Annotated in this window: 19 protein-coding genes; 17 read left to right on the forward strand and 2 right to left on the reverse strand. The window is 39.7% G+C overall.

Annotation, left to right across the window (positions count from 1 at the left end; translation table 11 throughout):
• The first annotated feature begins 87 nt into the window (after positions 1-87).
• Both G611_RS0103800 and G611_RS0103805 read left to right on the forward strand, forming a co-directional pair.
• Positions 88-741, forward strand: coding sequence for a DUF3990 domain-containing protein (locus G611_RS0103800; RefSeq protein WP_028242502.1), 654 nt, complete (start codon positions 88-90; stop codon positions 739-741).
• 1 nt (position 742) lies between these two features.
• Positions 743-1,375, forward strand: coding sequence for a helix-turn-helix domain-containing protein (locus G611_RS0103805; RefSeq protein WP_028242503.1), 633 nt, complete (start codon positions 743-745; stop codon positions 1,373-1,375).
• A gap of 67 nt (positions 1,376-1,442) precedes the next feature.
• Here G611_RS0103805 and G611_RS0103810 read toward each other — a convergent pair whose 3' ends face one another.
• On the reverse strand, positions 1,443-2,057 hold the full coding sequence (locus G611_RS0103810; RefSeq protein ID WP_028242504.1) for a formate/nitrite transporter family protein: 615 nt from the start codon (positions 2,055-2,057) through the stop codon (positions 1,443-1,445).
• A gap of 165 nt (positions 2,058-2,222) precedes the next feature.
• Between G611_RS0103810 and G611_RS0103815 the strand changes: the two genes are divergently transcribed.
• Positions 2,223-3,389 carry an ATP-binding protein gene (locus tag G611_RS0103815; protein WP_028242505.1) on the forward strand — a complete coding sequence of 389 codons (1,167 nt, stop codon included), beginning with the start codon at positions 2,223-2,225 and terminating at the stop codon, positions 3,387-3,389.
• Here the strand turns inward: G611_RS0103815 and G611_RS0103820 are convergent.
• The gene (locus G611_RS0103820; protein WP_028242506.1) at positions 3,386-3,787 is read right to left on the reverse strand and encodes an RrF2 family transcriptional regulator; all 402 of its coding nucleotides are present in this window, start codon (positions 3,785-3,787) and stop codon (positions 3,386-3,388) included. The genes G611_RS0103815 and G611_RS0103820 overlap by 4 nt on opposite strands.
• A gap of 121 nt (positions 3,788-3,908) precedes the next feature.
• Between G611_RS0103820 and G611_RS0103825 the strand changes: the two genes are divergently transcribed.
• The 14 genes from G611_RS0103825 (at position 3,909) to G611_RS0103890 (ending at position 20,702) form a co-directional block, all read left to right on the forward strand.
• Positions 3,909-4,304: a C-GCAxxG-C-C family protein gene (locus G611_RS0103825; protein ID WP_028242507.1), complete on the forward strand. Its 396-nt coding sequence runs from the start codon at positions 3,909-3,911 to the stop codon at positions 4,302-4,304.
• 472 nt (positions 4,305-4,776) lie between these two features.
• Positions 4,777-5,394: a GDSL-type esterase/lipase family protein gene (locus tag G611_RS0103830; protein ID WP_028242508.1), complete on the forward strand. Its 618-nt coding sequence runs from the start codon at positions 4,777-4,779 to the stop codon at positions 5,392-5,394.
• A gap of 19 nt (positions 5,395-5,413) precedes the next feature.
• The gene (locus tag G611_RS0103835; RefSeq protein ID WP_028242509.1) at positions 5,414-6,319 is read left to right on the forward strand and encodes a transporter substrate-binding domain-containing protein; all 906 of its coding nucleotides are present in this window, start codon (positions 5,414-5,416) and stop codon (positions 6,317-6,319) included.
• Between the two features lie 22 nt (positions 6,320-6,341).
• A complete protein-coding gene (locus G611_RS0103840; protein ID WP_028242510.1) occupies positions 6,342-7,001 on the forward strand; it encodes an amino acid ABC transporter permease in 660 nt (219 codons plus the stop codon).
• Positions 6,982-7,656 (forward strand): amino acid ABC transporter permease, encoded by a 675-nt coding sequence (locus G611_RS0103845; protein WP_028242511.1) that lies wholly within the window; start codon positions 6,982-6,984, stop codon positions 7,654-7,656. Before G611_RS0103840 ends, G611_RS0103845 begins: the two co-directional genes overlap by 20 nt.
• Positions 7,656-8,396 carry an amino acid ABC transporter ATP-binding protein gene (locus G611_RS0103850; RefSeq protein WP_028242512.1) on the forward strand — a complete coding sequence of 247 codons (741 nt, stop codon included), beginning with the start codon at positions 7,656-7,658 and terminating at the stop codon, positions 8,394-8,396. Before G611_RS0103845 ends, G611_RS0103850 begins: the two co-directional genes overlap by 1 nt.
• Before the next feature lie 167 nt (positions 8,397-8,563).
• The gene (locus tag G611_RS13765) at positions 8,564-9,898 is read left to right on the forward strand and encodes an O-acetylhomoserine aminocarboxypropyltransferase/cysteine synthase family protein (protein ID WP_051195046.1); all 1,335 of its coding nucleotides are present in this window, start codon (positions 8,564-8,566) and stop codon (positions 9,896-9,898) included.
• 144 nt (positions 9,899-10,042) lie between these two features.
• Entirely contained in the window at positions 10,043-10,975 is a 933-nt protein-coding gene (gene cysK, locus G611_RS0103860; RefSeq protein WP_028242513.1) for a cysteine synthase A, read from the forward strand.
• Between the two features lie 81 nt (positions 10,976-11,056).
• Entirely contained in the window at positions 11,057-11,779 is a 723-nt protein-coding gene (locus G611_RS0103865) for a LytR/AlgR family response regulator transcription factor (protein WP_242824253.1), read from the forward strand.
• A 14-nt stretch (positions 11,780-11,793) separates the two neighbouring features.
• Entirely contained in the window at positions 11,794-13,152 is a 1,359-nt protein-coding gene (locus tag G611_RS0103870) for an ATP-binding protein (protein ID WP_028242515.1), read from the forward strand.
• Between the two features lie 272 nt (positions 13,153-13,424).
• Complete coding sequence (locus G611_RS0103875) at positions 13,425-15,785, forward strand: glycoside hydrolase family 3 C-terminal domain-containing protein (protein WP_028242516.1); 2,361 nt, start codon at positions 13,425-13,427, stop codon at positions 15,783-15,785.
• A gap of 137 nt (positions 15,786-15,922) precedes the next feature.
• The gene (locus G611_RS0103880) at positions 15,923-16,480 is read left to right on the forward strand and encodes a GtrA family protein (protein WP_028242517.1); all 558 of its coding nucleotides are present in this window, start codon (positions 15,923-15,925) and stop codon (positions 16,478-16,480) included.
• A gap of 187 nt (positions 16,481-16,667) precedes the next feature.
• The gene (locus G611_RS13770; protein ID WP_036948059.1) at positions 16,668-19,592 is read left to right on the forward strand and encodes a glycoside hydrolase family 3 protein; all 2,925 of its coding nucleotides are present in this window, start codon (positions 16,668-16,670) and stop codon (positions 19,590-19,592) included.
• 93 nt (positions 19,593-19,685) lie between these two features.
• A complete protein-coding gene (locus G611_RS0103890) occupies positions 19,686-20,702 on the forward strand; it encodes a glycosyltransferase family 2 protein (protein WP_028242518.1) in 1,017 nt (338 codons plus the stop codon).
• The last annotated feature ends 126 nt before the right edge of the window (positions 20,703-20,828 follow it).

Genomic DNA, 20,828 nt, shown 5'->3' on the forward strand with positions numbered 1-20,828 from the left:
CACTTGCAGCTATACTTCTACAGAGTTATAATAAAGCTATACTTCTACAGAAGTATAGCTTTATTTTTTGAAAGCAAGGTGATTTAATTGAGCAAATTAGTTTTATATCATGGCTCGGACAAAATAATAAGTTCCCCTAAGTTTGGGTATGGAAAGCCCTTCAATGATTATGGGCAGGGCTTTTATTGCACTAAGCATATAGACCTGGCCAAGGAATGGGCAGTAGAAGCTGAGAGAGACGGTTTTGTTAATGTATATGAAATAGATGATAAGGGGCTTAAGATTCTAAATCTTAATGATGAAAAGTATTCAATTTTGCATTGGATTACACTGCTGATTGAGCATAGAACCTTTAGTATCAACAGCCCACTGGCAAGGGATGGTATTGGCTTTTTGCAGCGAAACTATCATATAGATATAGATGAATATGATGCAATAATAGGTTATAGGGCAGATGATTCATATTTTTCATTTGCCAGAGCCTTTTTGGCAAATACTATTAGCATTGAACAGTTGGAAGAAGCTATGCACCTTGGTGAATTGGGACAACAGTTCTTTATAAAGAGTGAAAAGGCTTTTTCAAAGCTTAAGTTTATAGAGGCAAAACAAGTGGATTGCGCGGAGTATTATCCTAAGAAGTCTGCTAGGGACAACAAAGCCAGGGAAAGCTATAATACTATTGCTGATGCAATGGATAAAAAAGGAACATATCTTATTGATCTTGTAAGAAAGGAGCAGTAGAATGGTTCATCCTTATAAAGAAATTTATCTTAGTGATGCTATGGCAAATTTAGCAGAAGCATTTCAGACTGCAGCTCATGATTACAAGTTCAGTCTAGATTTTTTTATGAGCCTGTTCATCGTTTCAGGAATAGCAGCACAGTTTGAAGTGGGAAATCCCAAATACATAGTTGGAAAATCTGGGGCGGAGCTTACTCAGGAGATAGTCCTTAGAACAAATGCTACAGAACTAAGGCAGATTGATACATCATTTAAAGCACCTAAAGCGGATTATTGGACAGGTTGGGTGTTAGCATATTATCAGTGGTACTCGGCCAAGAGCTTCAAGGAAATACAAAGCATTATTACCCCAGAGGAATTAATGGAGAAGTACAATCCATATCATGAAATGGATGAAATGCAGATAGTAGAATATATTAATTCCAAAGTCGACAAAGCAAGAGCGGTAAGCAGGCTTCAGATGTATCGAAAATACTTTGAAATGTCTCAAAGTGAGCTTGCCAAGGAAGCAGATGTTAATTTGCGCACATTGCAGCAGTATGAAATAGGGGCCAAGGATATAGGCAAAGCCTCGGTGGCTACACTTGAATCTTTATGTAAGGTCTTGAAATGTGACGTAAAGGATTTATTATAGTTAATATGATATAAAAAAAGCCTTCCCCATGAGGGGAAGGTGGCCTAAGGCCGTATAAGCTGTATTTTTATTTAATCTTCTTACATACATAATTAATGCAGATACCACCAACTGAATTTCCAGCAGTGATAACCAGTAGCTTAATTATCGCATTTACGGAATAATTAAATGCCATGTTGTAATAGAACATATCTGCAACACAGTGCTCTGTGCCTGCAAGAATAAATCCCATAACACCAAGGAATATTCCTAAGTATTTGCCAAGCTCATGGCTGTTATTCTTAAATTCATCTACTGCAATAAAAATAAAAATGTTGCATAAGATTCCAAGTAAGAACAGGCTCAAGTATGAGTCTCCATTTTTAACTTCACAAAGAGCTGTGGCCTTTTCAGCAACGGCTGCTCCAACTCTAGTACCTCTTATCATAAGAGCAAGTATCAATGTTCCGATAAAATTTCCAACCCAAATAGATATCATATCAAGTATAGTAGGGCCGCCCTTATCAATAGTGTAGCAAACCTTACCAGTGAAAAGATTAAAGCCGAAGGTAAGTACTACGAAAAGTCCAACAGAAAACAGTGCGGAACCAATCACCTTATTATCTAACGATAAATAAATGAGTCCACCAAGGCCGATAGTGAAACCAGCCATAATAGATTTTACAAAAGCTTTGTTAGTCATATACATTTCTCCTTTATCGGCAATATTATATGTATTTTTTTACTTAAAAGCAACGAAGTACAATAGGTATTTGACAAAATACAAAAAAGAAAATAATATGTTATAGCCTATTATTTAGATGGGTGTAAAAGGATGAGCTGTTTTTTGTTAAAAAATGAGGAGTTTATGAAGGAAATATCATATAAAGAGCTTATGGAGCTCAGTAAAGATTCATATATATTAGTTGATACCAGAAATGAGGGAAGCCTTAAATATGGAATGATTCCAGGGGCAGTTAGCATCACTCATGAACTGTTTGAGACAGATTTAGAGGGTGTCTGCAATCGTCTGGACAAATCAAAGCAGATAATACTTTATTGCACCAGAGGTGTGGTTTCGGTTGAGGATGCTGCTGTTTTATCAGAGCAGGGATTTGATGCGGTAAGCCTTAAGGGCGGTTATAATAGTTATCTTTCAGCTATGATGGAGGCTCAGGATAATGAGGCAGAAGATGAGCTTAGAGAAAAGACTGCTGAGATAGAAAAGAGCATCAGAAAGAAATTCCATAAGACATTGTTTTCTCCATTTGCAAGAGCTTGCAAGCAGTACGAGCTTATAAAGGAAGGTGACCATATCGCCGTATGTATTTCAGGTGGTAAGGATTCCATGCTGATGGCTAAGCTATTTCAGGAGATTAAGAGACATCAGAAGGTTAATTTTGATCTTACTTTTCTTGTAATGGATCCTGGCTACAGTGAGGTTAACCGCAAGCTTATTGAAAGTAATGCCAAGCTAATGGGTATCCCAATTGTAATATATGAAAGCGATATTTTTGATGCTGTGGATACAGTAGATAAGAATCCTTGCTACTTGTGTGCCAGAATGCGCCGTGGTCATCTTTATTTCAAGGCTAAGGAGCTTGGCTGCAACAAGATAGCACTTGGCCACCACTATGATGATGTTATAGAAACTATTCTGATGGGCATGCTTTATGGCGCCCAGATACAGACAATGATGCCTAAGCTTCATTCTACTAATTTTGAAGGCATGGAGCTAATCAGACCACTGTATCTTATCAGACAGGATGATATCATTGCATGGCAAAGATACAACGGCTTACACTTCCTACAGTGTGCCTGTCATTTCACCGAGACCTGTGACAGCTGTTCTGTAGATGGAACCAGTGCATCAAAGCGTCTCGAAACAAGAAACTTAATTGCAGAGCTTAAGAAGGTAAATCCTTATGTGGAATCAAACATTTTCCGCAGTGTTGAAAATGTAAATCTTGCCACAGTAATTGCTTACAAACAGGATGGTGTAAAGCATCATTTCTTAGATGATTATGATAACTAACTGTTAACTAAATCGCTGAGCTTCTTGCCATAGAAGAAGTCTCTTTCAAGTAGATAAAATTCAGTCCACATTGGGAGTGTCTTGCATACTCCCTCGCGAGGGCAGTCTTTCGCACCGTCAGCCAGACATGCTACAGGTGCGAGGCTGCCCTCTAATAACTCTATAATCTCTCCAACGGAATACTCTTCCGGCTTTCTTGTAAGCTTGTAGCCGCCGCCCTTACCGCTGACACCAGCAACTAGGCCGCCTTTAACAAGTTCCTTAACAATAATCTCTAAATACTTCTTTGAAATATCCTGACGCTCTGCAATATCCTTAAGAGGAATATAAGCCTCAGAATGCTGCTGCGCCAAATCTATCATAACGCGTAGTGCGTATCTTCCTTTTGTACTAAACATAATCGTAACCTCCTATTACCATATTTTACGATAGGTAAGTAGGTAATTGCAAGACTCTACAGTTTTTTTAATATTAATGGTAATATAGAAAAAATAACTTAGCAAAAGGAGATATAAGGAAATGACAATAGAAGAAAGAGCTGACTTGGCAGCTAATTTAAAGGCAACAGGCCAGTGCAACTGCACACAGTCTGTACTAAAGGCATTTGAAGATAAGATTGATATTGCTCCAGAGGAGCTTTCAAAGCTTGCAGCTGGCTTCGCAGCAGGCATGGGTTGTATGGAAAGCACCTGCGGTGCCCTTATCGGCGCTGTAATGACAGCCGGTATGATTACAGAAGGAAAAGGCACCCCTAGATACTCAAAGGAAATGGTAAGCAAGTTCAATGACAGATGTGGCGCCACAATCTGCAAGGATTTAAAAGGAATCTCCACAGGCCAGGTACTTTGCGAATGCCCTGAGTGTGTACGTAATGCAGTGCTTGCGTTGGGCGAGACTTTGGCAGTAGAAGATTAAGCTTTAAAACTCCCAGGCAACCAAAGGCATCTAATAAATTGGTTCATGTGGTGTTTATTATCGGAGGATTACATTAAATACTAAAGAAAATAGATTATTTCCGTATTAAATAGAAGATGATTACATGAATAATTGTGATATTGCATATTATATGGTAATTATTCAATGTGCCTTCATAGTGTAATACCCATGTATTGCATGAGTGAGTAGAAGTTATGCCACACTCCTTGTAAAGCCTACGGAAATATCCTAAGATTATATAAAACTTATGTAATTTTTAGAAAACCAAAGCTTCATAGAGTTTAAATCTTAAATAAAGTGACAAAGAAAACTATTAAAATTTCAAGTAACAATAGCCAGCTATAAATCAATTTGATAGCTGGCTATTATTTTTTACAATTATAAAGCCTATTGACCTAGTAGGTAATAAGAATTAATATATGTCACATAATAACAAGAAAGGAGGTACCACATGAAAAACATCTTATGTTTTGGGGATTCAAATACATACGGGCTACGTCCAGATAATGGTGATAGATATGCCAGAGATGTCAGATGGACAGGGATTCTTTCCAAGAGGCTTGGCGATAAAGATTACAGAATCGTTGAAGAAGGCTTATGTGGAAGAACTACTGTTTTTGAAGATAGCACACGTATTGGTAGGAATGGCTCTCTTTACTTGCCGGTTTTTTTGGAGTCACATTATCCAATTGATACAGTAGTACTGATGCTTGGAACTAACGATTGTAAATCAATTTATAATGCTTCCTCTACAGTGATTGGCAGAGGAATAGAAATCCTTCTTAAACAAATTAGAGCGTATAAAAAAGACATGGACATCATCTTAATATCACCTATTCATCTAGGCGAAAAAGTATGGATGAAAAAGTACGATCCAGAGTTTAATGAAAATTCAGTGGTTACCTCCAAGGAGTTGAAGGCAGTATTTAAAAAGCTTGCGGAGGAATATGATTGTAAGTTTTTGGCAGCATCTGATGTGGCGGAGCCTTCAGAATTGGATCAGGAGCACATGGACGATAGAAGCCATGCGAATCTTGCGGGGGCAATTGAAAAATTGATAAAAATATAAATGAAAGAGGATTATTAAAATGAGAAACAAATTATTAAAAAGATTAACAAGCGGATTACTTATTACAGCACTTACAGCTGCTACATTTACAGCATGCGGCTCTAGTGATAACTCAGCAGCTACTTTAGATGCAGGTACAACTGATTCATCAAAGGAAACAGGTTCAGCAGCAGGATTTAGAACATTAGATGAAATCAAAGAAAGTGGAACAATCAATATTGGAGTATTTTCAGATAAGAGCCCATTTGGTTATGTAGATGAGAACGGCGAATATGCAGGATATGATGTTTATTTTGCAGAAAGAATTGGCAAGGACCTTGGAGTTGAAATCAACTATGTGTCTACAGAGGCAGCTAACAGAATCGAATATCTTCAGACAGGAAAGGTAGATATCATCCTTGCAAACTTTACTGTTACAGAGGAGCGTGCACAAGAGGTTGATTTTGCACTTCCATATATGAATGTAGCTCTTGGTGTTGTATCACCATCAGATGCAGTAGTAGAAAGTCTTGATGATATCGGTGCTGATGATCAGGTTATTGTTATTTCTGGAACAACAGCAGAAACATATCTTACAAAGAATTATCCAGATATTAAGCTTCAGAAATACGATGCATATGCAGAAGCAAAGACAGCTTTTGAAAATGGTAATGGTGTGGCATGGGCAAATGACAACACAGAAGTTATCGCATTTTCGATAGAAAATGAGGGCTACACAGTAGGCATCCCTTCACTTGGTGACAATGATACTATTGCACCTGCAGTAACAAAGGGTAATGAAACACTTCTTACATGGCTCAATGATGAAATTACATCACTTGGCGACGAGCAGTTCTTCCACGCTGATTATGAGGCAACACTTCTTGATACATACGGAGCTGACTATGAGGATACTCTTGTAGTAGAAGGTGGAAAAGTACAGTAATTGAAAGGCTATTTATTTAGTGATGGATATAGATATTCTTAAAAGTTATATTCCACTATATAAGGACGCACTTTTTCTTACAATGAAGATAGGATGGCAGGGCATACTTCTTAGTTTGATTCTTGGACTAGTTGGCGCTGCCGTTCTTCATTTTAAAGTTCCGGTCCTTAAAGTTATCACTGGAATATACATTGAAATTTTTAGAAACACACCACTTTTGGTACAGTTATTTTTTATTTATTTTGCATTGCCAAAGGTGGGGGTAAAGATTACAGCAGAAACTTGCGGCGTGCTTGGCTTAGGAATGCTTGGCGGCGCCTACATGATAGAAACTATCAGAAGTGGATTGGAATCAATCCCAGTAATACAAACAGAAAGCGCATTAAGCCTTGGCATGACAAAGGAGCAGACTTTTATACATGTAATATTGCCTCAGGCAATTTCCATGAGTGTGCCAGGTCTTCTTGCAAATGTTATTTTCCTTTTGAAGGAAACATCAGTATTTTCCACAATAAGCCTTATGGATTTGATGTTTACAGCAAAAGATTTAATTGGAATGTACGCAAAGACTATAGAGTGCTTATTCCTTCTTGTATTGTTCTATTTGATAATGCTTCTTCCAGTTTCAATACTGGGGGCATTTGTAGAAAGGAGGATGCGCTATGGCCAATTTGGGGATTGATGTTTTATTTAAGGGCACAAACTTTTTAAGACTTTTGCAAGGCTTGTGGGTATCAGTAGAAATCAGCCTTGTATCAGTTGCAATCAGCATTATATTAGGATTGCTTGTAGGTGTTTTGATGACACTTAATAAGCTATGGCTTAAGGCCATTCTTAAAATCTATCTTGAGATTGTCAGAATCATGCCACAAATGGTACTGCTATTCATTGTATATTTCGGAACCACCAGAGTATTTGGTTGGGACATTACAGCGGAGGCTGCTGCTATATTTGTATTTAGCTTTTGGGGCGTTGCTGAAATGGGAGATTTAGTAAGAGGTTCCATAAAAAGCATTCCTAAGATTCAGTTTGAATCTGCATATGCGCTAGGCATGGATAAAAAGCAGACTTACTTTTACATCATATTGCCACAGACAATTAGAAGACTGATTCCACTTTCTATAAATCTGATTACAAGAATGATTAAAACCACATCTCTTGTAATGATGATTGGAATAGTGGAAGTTTTAAAGGTGGCACAGCAGATAATCGAGGCAAACAGAAAGGCATCACCTAACGCAGCCTTTGGAGTATTTGCTGTGGTGTTCTTACTATATTTTATAGTTTGCTGGCCTATCAGCAGACTTGCAGTTTATTTAGAGAAAAGGTGGGCGTAATGAGCGAATTATTAAAAGTTACACATTTACAAAAGAAATTTGGAGATAATGTTGTATTAAAAGATATTAACCTATCTGTGAAAAAGGGAGAGGTTGTGGTTATCATAGGTCCATCTGGCTGCGGAAAAAGTACTTTTCTAAGGTGCCTTAATGGACTGGAGGAAATCCAAGACGGAGTCATAGTGGTGGACGGTCTTCCTGTTGAAGCTGGTAAAAGAGAAATTACAAAGCTAAGGCAAAAAATCGGAATGGTATTTCAATCCTACGAGTTGTTTCCACACAAAACGGTGCTTGAAAACATAATCCTTGCGCCAATGAAGGTACAGAAGCGTTCTAAGGATGAAGCTACAAAGGAAGCTTTAGAGCTATTAGATAAGGTTGGGCTTGTAGATAAAAAGGATTATTATCCAAGACAGCTTTCTGGCGGACAAAAGCAAAGAGTGGCAATTGTTCGTGCACTACTGATGCACCCTGAGATTCTATTATTTGATGAGGTGACAGCTGCACTTGATCCGGAGATGGTGCACGAGGTGTTAGAGACAATGCTGGCCCTTGCAAAATCAGGTTCAACTATGCTTATAGTTACTCATGAGATGTCGTTTGCAAGAGCTATTGCTGACAGAATTCTATTTTTAGATAAGGGAGAGATAGTGGAGGAAAGCAACGATGCAAAAAGCTTTTTCATCCAACCTACCACTGAAAGAGCACGTAAATTCTTAAAAACGTTTGCATATGAATAGAGAAATATAAATATATAGCTGGTTATAAATCAAATTTATAGCCAGCTATAATTTTTGGCAATTATAAAACCTATTGACCTAGTAGGTAATAACTTATATTATTAACACAACAAAACAAACGAGAATATTCTTAAGTAAAAACAAGGAAATAAAAGGAGGAAATATATATGAGCAACTATCGATTTGAAACATTGGCACTTCATGTAGGACAGGAAAATCCAGACCCAGCATCTGATGCAAGAGCAGTACCTATTTACCAGACAACATCTTATGTGTTTAGAGATTCTCAGCATGCGGCAGACAGATTCGGTCTTGCAGATGCAGGTAATATATATGGTAGACTTACAAACTCTACACAGGGAGTTTTGGAGGCAAGAGTGGCAGCCCTTGAAGGTGGTTCAGCAGCACTTGCAGTTGCATCTGGTGCAGCAGCTATCACATATACTATTCAGGCACTTGCAGCAAACGGTGGACATATCGTAGCCCAGAAGACCATCTATGGCGGCAGCTACAATCTGCTTGCTCACACACTTACACAGTATGGTGTTTCTACAACATTTGTAGATGCGCACAACCTTGACGAAGTAAGAAATGCCATCCAGGATAATACAAGAGCTATTTACTTAGAGACACTTGGAAATCCAAACAGTGATATTCCAGATATTGATGCAATCGCACAAATTGCTCACGAGGCAAATCTTCCACTCGTTGTTGATAACACATTTGGTGCAGCTTATTGGGTTCGTCCAATTGAGCATGGTGCAGATATTGTTGTTCATTCAGCTACAAAGTTCTTCGGTGGACATGGTACAACACTTGGCGGTGTCATTGTTGAAGCTGGAAAATACGATTGGAAATCATCAGGAAAATATCCAAATATTGCAGAAGCTAACCCTAGCTATCATGGTGTTTCATTTGCTGAGGTGGCCGGACCTGCAGCATTTGTGACTTATATTAGGGCAATTCTTCTTAGAGACACAGGGGCAACAATCTCTCCATTTAATGCATTCCTCCTTTTGCAAGGAATAGAGACATTGCCTCTACGTCTCGACAGACATGCAGAAAACACAAAGAAGGTAGTAGAGTTCTTAAAGAACCATCCAAAGGTAGCTCATGTTAATCATCCATCACTCGAGGATCATCCAGACCATGAGCTATACAAGAAATATTTCCCTAAGGATGGCGGAAGCATATTTACATTTGAAATTAAAGGGGGCAAAGAAGAGGCTTATAAGTTTATCGACAACCTTGAAATCTTTTCAATCCTTGCAAATGTAGCAGATGTAAAGAGTCTTGTAATTCACCCAGCCACAACAACACATTCACAGCTCACCGAAGAAGAGCTTATCGACCAGGGAATTACTCAAAGCACAATTCGTCTATCAATTGGAACAGAGCACATTGATGATATCATCGAGGATTTGGAAAAAGGCTTTGCAGCAATCGACGATGAGAAAATAGATGAGATTTTTAATGCAGAGAAAAACGCAAATGCGGTATAATAAGTTTTAATGAGATTTTAAATGAGCCTGTAGCTAACAAGCTATTATATTTCTTAAGGGAGACGTGCTGTCGACCGTAGAAATATAATGCTTGTGAGCGTAACAGGCGGACTATATTATTAGAAAAACTGGGAGGATATTGATATGTCAAAGATATATAAGGGAGCAAGTGAATTAATCGGAAATACTCCACTTGTTGAGGTTACAAATATTGAAAAGGAACTTGGCTTAGAGGCTACAGTGTTAGTTAAGCTTGAATATTTCAATCCAGCTGGTTCTGTAAAGGATAGAGTTGCTCTAGCTATGATTGAAGATGCAGAAGAAAAGGGATTATTAAAGGAAGGTTCTGTAATCATTGAGCCAACAAGTGGTAATACAGGTATTGGCCTTGCAGCTATTGCAGCAGCAAAGGGCTATCGTGCAATTCTTACAATGCCAGAAACAATGTCAGTAGAACGTAGAAATATTCTTAAGGCATACGGCGCAGAAATCGTTCTTACTGAAGGTGCACAGGGCATGAAGGGCGCAATTGCTAAGGCTGAGGAGCTTGCTAAAGAAATCGATGGAAGCTTTATCCCAGGACAGTTTGTAAATCCAGCAAATTCAGCAGCACATCGCTCAACAACAGGCCCAGAAATTTGGAGAGATACTGATGGAAAAGTGGATATCTTCATCGCTGGTGTAGGTACAGGTGGAACAGTTACAGGTGTTGGCGAATATCTCAAGAGCCAGAATCCAAAAGTAAAGGTAGTTGCACTTGAGCCAAAGGATTCTCCAGTTCTTTCAGAGGGACGTGCAGGTGCTCATAAGATTCAGGGTATTGGTGCAGGCTTCGTGCCAGACGTTCTTAATACAAAGATTTATGATGAAGTATACCAGGCAGACAGTGAAGATGCATTTGCAGCAGCTAAGCTTCTTGCCAAGAAGGAAGGCATCTCAGTTGGTATTTCATCTGGCGCAGCACTTCATGGTGCAATAGAACTTGCAAAGCGCCCAGAAAACAAGGGTAAGACAATCGTAGCACTTCTTCCAGATTCAGGAGACCGCTACTATTCAACACCACTTTTTACAGAGTAATAATGATTATTTTAAGGCTAGAGCATTTCGCTCTAGCCATTTTTTTGAATAGAAGCTTCACCACTTGCACACAATCTATTTTTGTATTATTTTATAGTCATGATTAATGTATGTATCGTAGAAGATGAGCTGGCTCAGGCAGAGCTCCTCAAACAATATATAAGTAAATATGGAAATTCCACAAAGCAGCCCTTTAACATCACACATCTTAGTGATGGAATAGACCTTGTAGATGATTATAAGGGGCAGTTTGATATTATATTGCTTGACATTCAGATGAAGCATTTGGATGGAATGGCAGCTGCGGAGAAGATTCGCAAGGTGGATTCTGATGTTATTATTATTTTTATCACCTCCACCGTACAGTATGCTGTTCAGGGATATGCTGTTGATGCCTTGGGATATGTACTTAAGCCTGTTCCTTACACTCAGTTTGAGCAGCTTTTTGATAAGGCCATCACCAGAGTAAATGCTAAAAAGCAGCATGTGTATGTAAAGGTTTCAGTGGATGATAAACAGCTTAAGCTTGATTGCGATACCATTTCTTATATCGAAAGTCAGCGTAACAATGTTATCATTCATACTGATGACATGGACTATACTACCATTGGTCCTCTTAAAAGATTTGATGAAATGCTTATGGAGCATGGTTTTAGCAAATGCCATAACGCATACATCGTTAATCTTTCAAGGGTTGAGGCAGTGCAGAAGGAAGAGGTGTTACTTACAAACGGAGTAGCGCTTCCTATTAGTAGAGCCAGAAAAAAGGAATTTATGGCAGCCCTTACAGAAGACATTTTATAAGCTAGGAGATTAAAATGGATTTACATGCTTTTTTAGACCCAGTTAAATTACAGGATACACCGCGACTTTTTACCGCTATTGCTGAATGGCTAGCGGTTTTTGTTTATTTCAATATTTATAAAAGAAGACGCCACGACAAGGTTTATGTTTTTCAGTGCATAGGAACACTTCTTATACAGGTTTTATATCAGTTCATTGCAGGAATTCTTCCTTTGGAATTTTGGATTCCAAGTATGATTGGTGCCGTTGTGCTGATGTACCTTTCCTTATATTATGTGCTTGATATCAAACCAAAGGATTGCGGCGTCATCACCACCCACGCATTTGTTTTGGCAGAATTTGCAGCATCACTTTACATACAGCTTTATGTGTGGTGTGTATATTTTTCTAACGTAGATGATTTTGTTGAATCACTGGTGGTGATGGGTATCGTATATACGATAACATTTATTGCTTATTATAATTTTGAAAAAGATAACATCCCTCCAAATAAAAATCTTAATGTAAAGACAAATGAACTTATAAGCGTTATTGTTACAGGTATTGGTGCTTTTATTATGTCTAACCTGAGCTTTGTTACACAAAAGACGCCTTTTTCAGCTACTGAAAATATGCTGTATGTTAGAACATTGGTTGATTTCGGAGGCATGCTGATGTTGATGACAGAAATGGGCCGCCGTAACGAAATGGCAGCTAAAAACGAAAACGATGCCATCAATCAGTTGTTCCAAAAGCAGTACGAACAGTACAAGCTGGCGGTCGATAATTCTGAGGCCTTGCGCAAGGAAATGCATGATATGAAGCATTACGTAATGGCGTTAAAGGAAGAGGATGATCCAGCAAGACGTGCTGAAGTGTTAGAGGACATGGAGCAGGCCATCGCCATACAGGAATCATTTATGAACACCGGAAATAAGGTTTTGGATGTTATCCTTACTACCAAAAGTCTTCAGTGTGAGAAAAAGGACATCACTCTTAACGCCATGGTAGATGGAGATTTGCTTTCTGGCATTCACGTTAAGGATATCTGCTCATTATTTGGTAATGTCCTTGACAATGCCATCGAGGCAACCCAGCAGGTAGAAGATAAAGACAAAAGATTAATCACCCTGTCAGTTCGTTCCCGTAATCAATTCATTATAGTCGAATGCGAAAACTATTCTGAAAGCGATAATGTAAGACTTAGAAAAAGCGAAAAGAGGCGAATCTTCAAAAACGATAATCTGCCTCGCACAACTAAAAAAGATAACGTAAAGCACGGCTTTGGCCTTAAATCTATTGGCCAGGTAGCCGAGAAATACGGCGGTGCCATGAACGTAAGCTACGAAGATGGTTGGTTTAAGGTAAAGGTCCTTCTCAGTAATAAGAAGTAGGCTTCCCCCTCTGGGGGAAGCTGTCACCGCAGGTGACTGATGAGGGTTATTGCAAGTTATCACGGATTTTTGACAAGTTGTCCTTCGGGGCAACTTGTTTTTTTTATATCGTGGTAGATTAATATCAGAGTTAAATGAAGATGGTAAGCCAATGAGTCTGTAGCTAACAAGCTCTTATATTTCTTAAGGGAGACGTGCTGTCGACCGTAGAAATATAATGCTTGTTAGCGTAACAGACGGACTAAAGACTAGCCAATAAATGGAGGATATAGATGGACGCTAAAGAAATAATTTCAAAGCTTACATTGATGGAGAAGGCCGCACTTTTAAGCGGTAAGAATGAGTGGGAGTCGCGTGATATTCCACGCTTGGGGATACAGTCAATTACTTTTTCTGATGGCCCTCACGGGTTACGCCGTCAGGAAGGCGCTGGTGATCACTTAGGACTTAACGCATCACTTCCAGCTACATGCTTTCCAACAGCAGCAACAGTTGCTAACAGCTGGGATCCTAGCCTTGGCGAAGAAATCGGTGCAGCTCTTGGTGAAGAAGCAGTGGCACAGAACGTAGATGTGTTACTTGGACCTGGTCTTAATATGAAACGCTCTCCACTTTGTGGTCGTAACTTTGAGTATTTCAGCGAAGATCCAATCCTTGCAGGTAAGATGGCAGCAGCTTATGTAAGAGGTATTCAGAGCAAGCATGTTTATTCTTGCCCAAAGCATTTTGCAGTTAACTCTCGTGAGTACCGCAGAATGGCTATGAACGCTGTTGTTGATGAGCGTACACTTCGTGAGATTTACCTTACAGCATTCGAAATCGCTGTTAAGGAAGGTGGGGCAAAGACAATCATGTCTGCTTACAACGAGGTTAACGGTCAGTATGCAAACGAGAACAAGCATCTTCTTGTAGATATCCTTAGAGAAGAGTGGGGATTTGACGGTATCGTTGTTACAGACTGGGGTGCTAGTAACGACCACGTTGCAGGTGTTAAGTGCCAGTCAAACGTTGAGATGCCAAATCCTGGTCTTGATTCTGCTAGAGAGCTTATCAAGGCAGCTACAGAAGGCGAAGGACGCATCACAGAAGAGGAAATCGATAAGGCAATTCTTCCTATTATAGAAGCAGCTATTTACTTCAAGGAGAATGACCATACTAAGGGATTCGATAAGGAAGCACACCACGCGATTGCTAAAAAGGCAGCTGTTAATTCAGCAGTGCTTCTTAAGAATGATGAAGATATCCTTCCACTTAAGGCAGGTACAACAGTTTGCTTACGCGGACCATTTGTTGATAAGCCACGTTACCAGGGTTCTGGTAGTTCACAGGTTAACTCAACAAAGGTTGAGACAATAAGAGAGCAGATTGCAAACTATGACTTAAACGTAACAGATGATCCAGAGAAGGCAGATGTTGTTTTATTCTTCTTCGGATTAGATGAAATCGCTGAAAGCGAAGGCGCAGACAGAATGTCAATCGATGTGCCTGAGTATCAGATAAAGGAGCTTGAGGAGCTTACAGTTTACAACAAGCACATCATTGGTGTTATGAGTGCTGGTTCATCAGTAAAGATGCCATGGCTTGGCAACTTACAGGCTTTACTTCACGGATATTTAACAGGACAGGCTGGAGCATCAGCAGTTCTTGATATCATCGTTGGAAAGGAAATCCCAACAGGTAAGCTTTCAGAGTCTTATCCATTTGCATATACAGATTGCTCAATCGTGAACTATGCAAACACAGATAAGAGAAACCTCCAGTACCGCGAGGGACCATTTATCGGATATCGTTATTACGATACAGCTGATGTGGCAGTTCAGTTCCCATTCGGATACGGACTTAGCTACACAACATTCGAATACTCAGCACTTTCAGTATCAGAAGAGGGTATTAAATTTACTATTAAAAATACAGGAAATCGCGACGGCGCTGAAATCGCTCAGATGTACATTGGTAAGTCTGAATCAGGTCTTATCCGTCCTAAGAAGGAGCTTAAGGGCTTCAAGAAGGTATGGATTAAGGCTGACGAATCAGTAGATGTAGAGATTCCATTTGATGACAAGTCATTCCGGTATTTCTCAACTGTAAGCAGCAACTGGGAAATCGAAGATGGCGAGTATCAGATTTACGTAGGTAGAAACGTTCGTGATATCGAGCTTACAGGCCGAATCACAAAGAAGGGCACAATCACAGAATTGCCTTACAATATCGAAAGCCTTCCAAGCTACAAAACAGGAAAGGTTAGAAACGTTCACTACGAAGAGTTTGAAAAGCTTTATGCAGCTCCACTTCCAGAGGAAAAGGTTGGACCACTTGATATCAACGATGCCCTCTGCCAGATGAAGGATGCTAAGAGCGGAATTTGCAGATTAGTTTACAAGGTACTTAAGAACAACCTTGATAAATCTTATGAAAAGGGCGTACCTGATCTTAACACAATGTTCATCTACAACATGCCTTTCAGAGCAATCTGTAAGATGTCAGGCGGAATGGTAAGCCGTGAAATGGTAGAAAGCATTGTAAAGATTGCCAACGGACACTTCTTCCGTGGCCTTGGCGGCGTAATCGGTGGCTTCTTCAAAAACGCCCGCGCAAACAAAAAATACGAAGCTCGTCTTAACCATAGGGAATAAACAGTTATAAATCCAAACCTAAAGATAGCTTGTAGCTAACAATTATTTATATTTCTGCAGGAGACATCCTAGTCGACGAAGGAAATATAAATGATTGTGAGCGTAACAAGCGAGAGACTAACTAAAGGAGAATGAAAATGAATATTTGGAATAATTTTGTAGAGAAGCACCCTGCAGTTGCTAAGTGGGTTCGCGAGGGTGGCTTATTCGTAATCGTAAGTAACTTAATCACAGTATTTAAGTATTTGTTACTTACATTTTTACCTGCAGCTTTTGCATTCTTAGGAGACAGAACTTTTGGCTGGCCAGGTATTCCACTTACAATCGCTGGTGAAACATTCCAGTGGAACATCTTAGGTTACGACCAGGCACACGGTGGTCTTGCTTACTTCACAGCATACATGATTGCCATGGTAATCGGCGAGGTTATCAACTTCCCAATTCAGAAGCTTGTAGTATTCCGTAACCACGACAAAGCTGGCAAGCAGATTGCATGGTACATCCTTGCATTCATCGTAATCACTTGCATCGTAAACTCAATCAACTGTATTTGGGTTGCAGTAGCTGGTAAGTTCGTTCCTGCATTTGTTTACAACATCGGAACAACAGTACTCAACGGCGGAGTTTCTATGGTAGTCTTCTTCTTCGTGAACAAGATTATCTTCCCAGAAACCCCAAAGTCCACAGAAGCGTAATTCAAACGCCGACTTTTATTTGCACTTAGGAATTTAGATGAGCCTGTAGTTAGCAAGCTATTATATTTCTTAAGCGAAGCATTCTTAGCTGAGCGTAGAAATATAATGCTTGTTAACGTAACAGGCGGACTAGATTCTTGAGATAAATTTACTATTAATGAAGAGTTAATAGGAAGGAGAAGAGAGAATGTTATCAATCAACATTGCGGACGTCATTGCCGTCCTACAAACAATGATTCCACAGCTTATCATTTTAGGCGTGGCACTCGTTGCAGCTATCATCGTTACTGTTTGTGCGATGAAGGCTAAGAAGCCTCTTAAAGGCTTCATCAGAAAGGAAGCTTGGATTGCTTTCTTATTAGTAGTGGTTGTAGTTGCAAACACTATCGTACTTGGCCCTATGTTCTCCATGATTAACATGGCTATGGGTGGTGGCAAGATTTCAGATGATGCCATCGCAGAGGCTAAGGAGCTTTGTACAGATATTGCAGAGGAAGGTATCGTTCTTTTAAAGAATGATGAGAAGGCTCTTCCACTTGCTGAGGGTGCAAAGGTTAATGTATTTGGTTGGTCTTCAACTAACCCTATCTATGGTGGTACAGGTTCAGGTGCACTTTCAGATGCATACCCAACAGTAGACTTCTTAACAGGTCTTACAGATGCAGGTATCGAGTACAACCAGGATCTTGTAGATTTCTACAAGGGTTGGAGAGATGCCAGACCTACAGTAGGTATGATGGGACAGGATTGGACAATTCCTGAGCCAAAGGTTTCTGAGTATGGCGACCTTATTTCAGATGCAAAGAACTATTCAGACACAGCTGTTTTCTTCATCGCTCGTTCAGGTGGTGAAGGTGCAGATCTTCCACAGTCTTATGATGGAGAGGACACATTCTCAACAGAGGGTATGTTCGGTGCATCAGGTGTTCGTTACTCTGATCAGAAGGACGATTTAGATGCTTCTAAGTCTTACCTTGAGCTTTCAAATAGAGAGCAGGCACTTCTTGATGAAGTAACAGCAAACTTTGACAAGGTTATCGTTGTTGTTAACTCAGCAAACGCTATGGAGCTTGGCTTTGTTAACGATTACTCACAGATTAAGTCAGTTCTTTACTGCCCAGGTACTGGCCAGACAGGTTTTGATGGACTTGGTGAAATCTTAGCAGGTCAGGTTAACCCATCAGGTAAGACAGCTGACACATTCGTAGCAGATTTATTTGCTACACCAACAGTTAACAACTTTGGTGATTTTGATTATACAAACATGGAAGCTTACGGTGTAGATAACATGTTCGCTGAAGGCGGCAAGGCTTATCCTACATTTGTAAACTACGTAGAAGGTATCTATGTTGGATACAAGTTCTACGAGACAGCAGCTGCTGAGGCAGAGGCAGGCAACTTTGAATTCGATTACGATTCAACAGTTGTATATCCATTCGGTTATGGATTATCTTACACAAACTTCAAGCAGGAAATGGGACCTATCACAAACGATGGTAAGACAGTTTCCTTTGATGTAACAGTTACAAATACTGGCGATGTTGCTGGTAAGGATGTAGTAGAGGTTTACTACAACCCACCTTACACAAACGGTGGTATTGAAAAGTCTGCAGCAAACTTAATTCAGTTTGCAAAGACACAGACACTCGAGCCAGGTGCTTCTGAGACAGTTTCAATCTCATTCGCACTTGAGGATATGGCTTCTTATGATACATACGGCAAGGGCTGCTATGTACTTGAGGCTGGTGATTATGAGATTTCTATTAATTCAGATGCACACAACAAGATTGCTACAGATACAGTTAACGTAGCATCAGATATCGTATATGACGATTCAAACAAGCGTGATAGCGAAGTAGTTGCAGCTAAGAACGAGTTCCAGTTTGCAGAAGGTGATGTAACTTACCTTTCACGTGCAGATGGATTTGCTAACTACGCAGAGGCTACTGCAGCTCCTGCATCTACAGAGATGTCAGATGAGTACAAGAAGACATATTTCAATGAGACAAACTATGATCCTACAGATTACAACAACGACGCTGACGAAATGCCAACAACTGGAGCTAAGAACGGTGTCGAGTTAAAGGAACTTCGTGGTCTTGACTATGATGATCCTAAGTGGGAAGAGCTTCTTGACGAAATGTCAGTAGCTGACATGAACACACTTATCGAGCTTGGTGGATATGAGACATCAGCAGTTGATTCTATCGGCAAGGTTATGACATACGATTGTGATGGTCCTGCTTCAATCAACAATAACTTTACAGGCCAGGGTTCTATCGGATTCCCAGCAGCAGTTATGATTGCTTGCACATGGAACAAGGATATGGCTCTTGCATTTGGTCAGTCAATCGGCCGTATGGCTAACGACATGGATGTATCTGGTTGGTATGCTCCAGCTACAAACACACATCGTTCAGCATTCGCAGGACGTAACTTCGAGTACTACTCAGAGGATGGCGTACTTGCAGGTTGGATGTGTGCAAACGCTGTTAACGGAGCAAGAGAGTGGGGCGTATATGCATACGTTAAGCACTTCGCAACAAATGATCAGGAAACAAACCGTACAGGACTTCTTTGCACATGGCTCAACGAGCAGTCAATGCGTGAGATTTACTTAAAGTCATTCGAAATTACATTTAAGAATTCTAACCCAGGTGCAACAATGGTTGCATTCAACAACATTGGTACAGTACCTGCAGAGGCTTGCCCAGAACTTCTTAACGACGTACTTAGAGGCGAGTGGGGATTCCGTGGATTCGCTGAAACAGATTACTTCGGTGGATACGGATACCAGGATTCAGATAGAATGATTAGAAATGGTTGTGACCTTATGCTTGCAACATACTCTACACCACAGTCAACAGTTACAGATCAGACATCTGCAACATCTGTGATTGCTATGAGACAGGCATCTAAGAACATTCTTTACACAGTAGTAAACAGCCGTGCTTATGACAAGGATATCCAGGGCGGTCTTCCAGCATGGGAGAAGGTTCTCATCCTTATCGATGTAATCCTTGGATTACTTATCGTTTGCCTTGAGTACTTCGCAGTTAAGAAGTATCTTGCAAAGAGAAAAGAAATGGCACCAACTGTTGAGGCAGAATAATCGGTTGATGATATTCATCATATTTGATAAAATCATAAAGGTTACTTAACAAGGGGACGGGCAACCGTCCCCAATTTTTATAGGAGATATATTATGAAATTATTAAGTTTTGCAGTACCATGTTATAATTCTGCAGATTATATGGAACATTGCGTTGAGACCTTACTTCACGGCGGTGAGGATGTTGAAATCATAATTGTTGATGACGGAAGTCAAAAGGATAACACAGCAGAAATCGCTGATAGATTAGCAGCTGAGCATCCTACAATCATTAAGGCTGTTCATCAGGAAAACGGTGGCCACGGTCAGGCTGTTAATACAGGTCTTAAGAATGCAACAGGTTTATTCTTCAAGGTCGTAGATTCAGATGACTGGGTTGATCCAGAAGCTTATGATAAAATTCTTAAGGTTTTACGCAATTCAGTAGAACATAGCAAGCAGCTTGATATGCTCATTTCTAATTTCGTATATGAAAAGGAAGGCGCACATCACAAAAAGGTAATGTCATATTCAAATCTCCCTGTTAATAGATATTTTACATGGGATGAAACCAGACATTTCAGAAAAGGCCAGTACATATTGATGCATTCTGTTATCTATCGTACAAAGCTTCTTCGTGATTGTGGATTAGAGCTTCCAAAGCACACATTCTATGTAGATAACCTTTATGTATTCTATCCACTACCTTATGTTAAGAACATTTATTATTTGGATGTGGATTTCTATCGTTACTTCATCGGTAGAAATGACCAGTCTGTTAACGAAAAGGTTATGATTAGCCGTATCGATCAGCAGATTAAAGTTAATAAGCTTATGTTAGAAGCTTATGATTATAAGAATATTAAGGATGAACACGTTAAGAAATACATGTTCAACTATCTGGAGATGATTACAGTTATTTCTACAGTGCTTCTCATGAAGAGTGGTACAAAGGAACACCAGCAGAAGCGTAGAGATTTATGGAAATACATCAAGGAGCAGGATTATTATCTATATCGTAAGCTCCGCTACGGATTCATGTGTGCAACAACCAACCTTCCTGGTCATGGCGGACGTGCTATTTCAATTACAGCATACAAGATTGCACAGAAGGTAGTAGGATTTAACTAATCATCAGATTAGTTAAATCCGTATATGGCATCACTTTTGGAAACAAAAGTGATGTTTTGCTTTAGCAAAATTAAACTGCTGCTTTCCTTGGCAGCAGTTTAACCCCAGGGTTTAACTAATTATTAA

The sequence above is a fragment of the Pseudobutyrivibrio ruminis AD2017 genome, from assembly GCF_000424305.1.
In the GTDB taxonomy this organism is placed as follows: Bacteria; Bacillota; Clostridia; order Lachnospirales; family Lachnospiraceae; genus Pseudobutyrivibrio; species Pseudobutyrivibrio ruminis_B.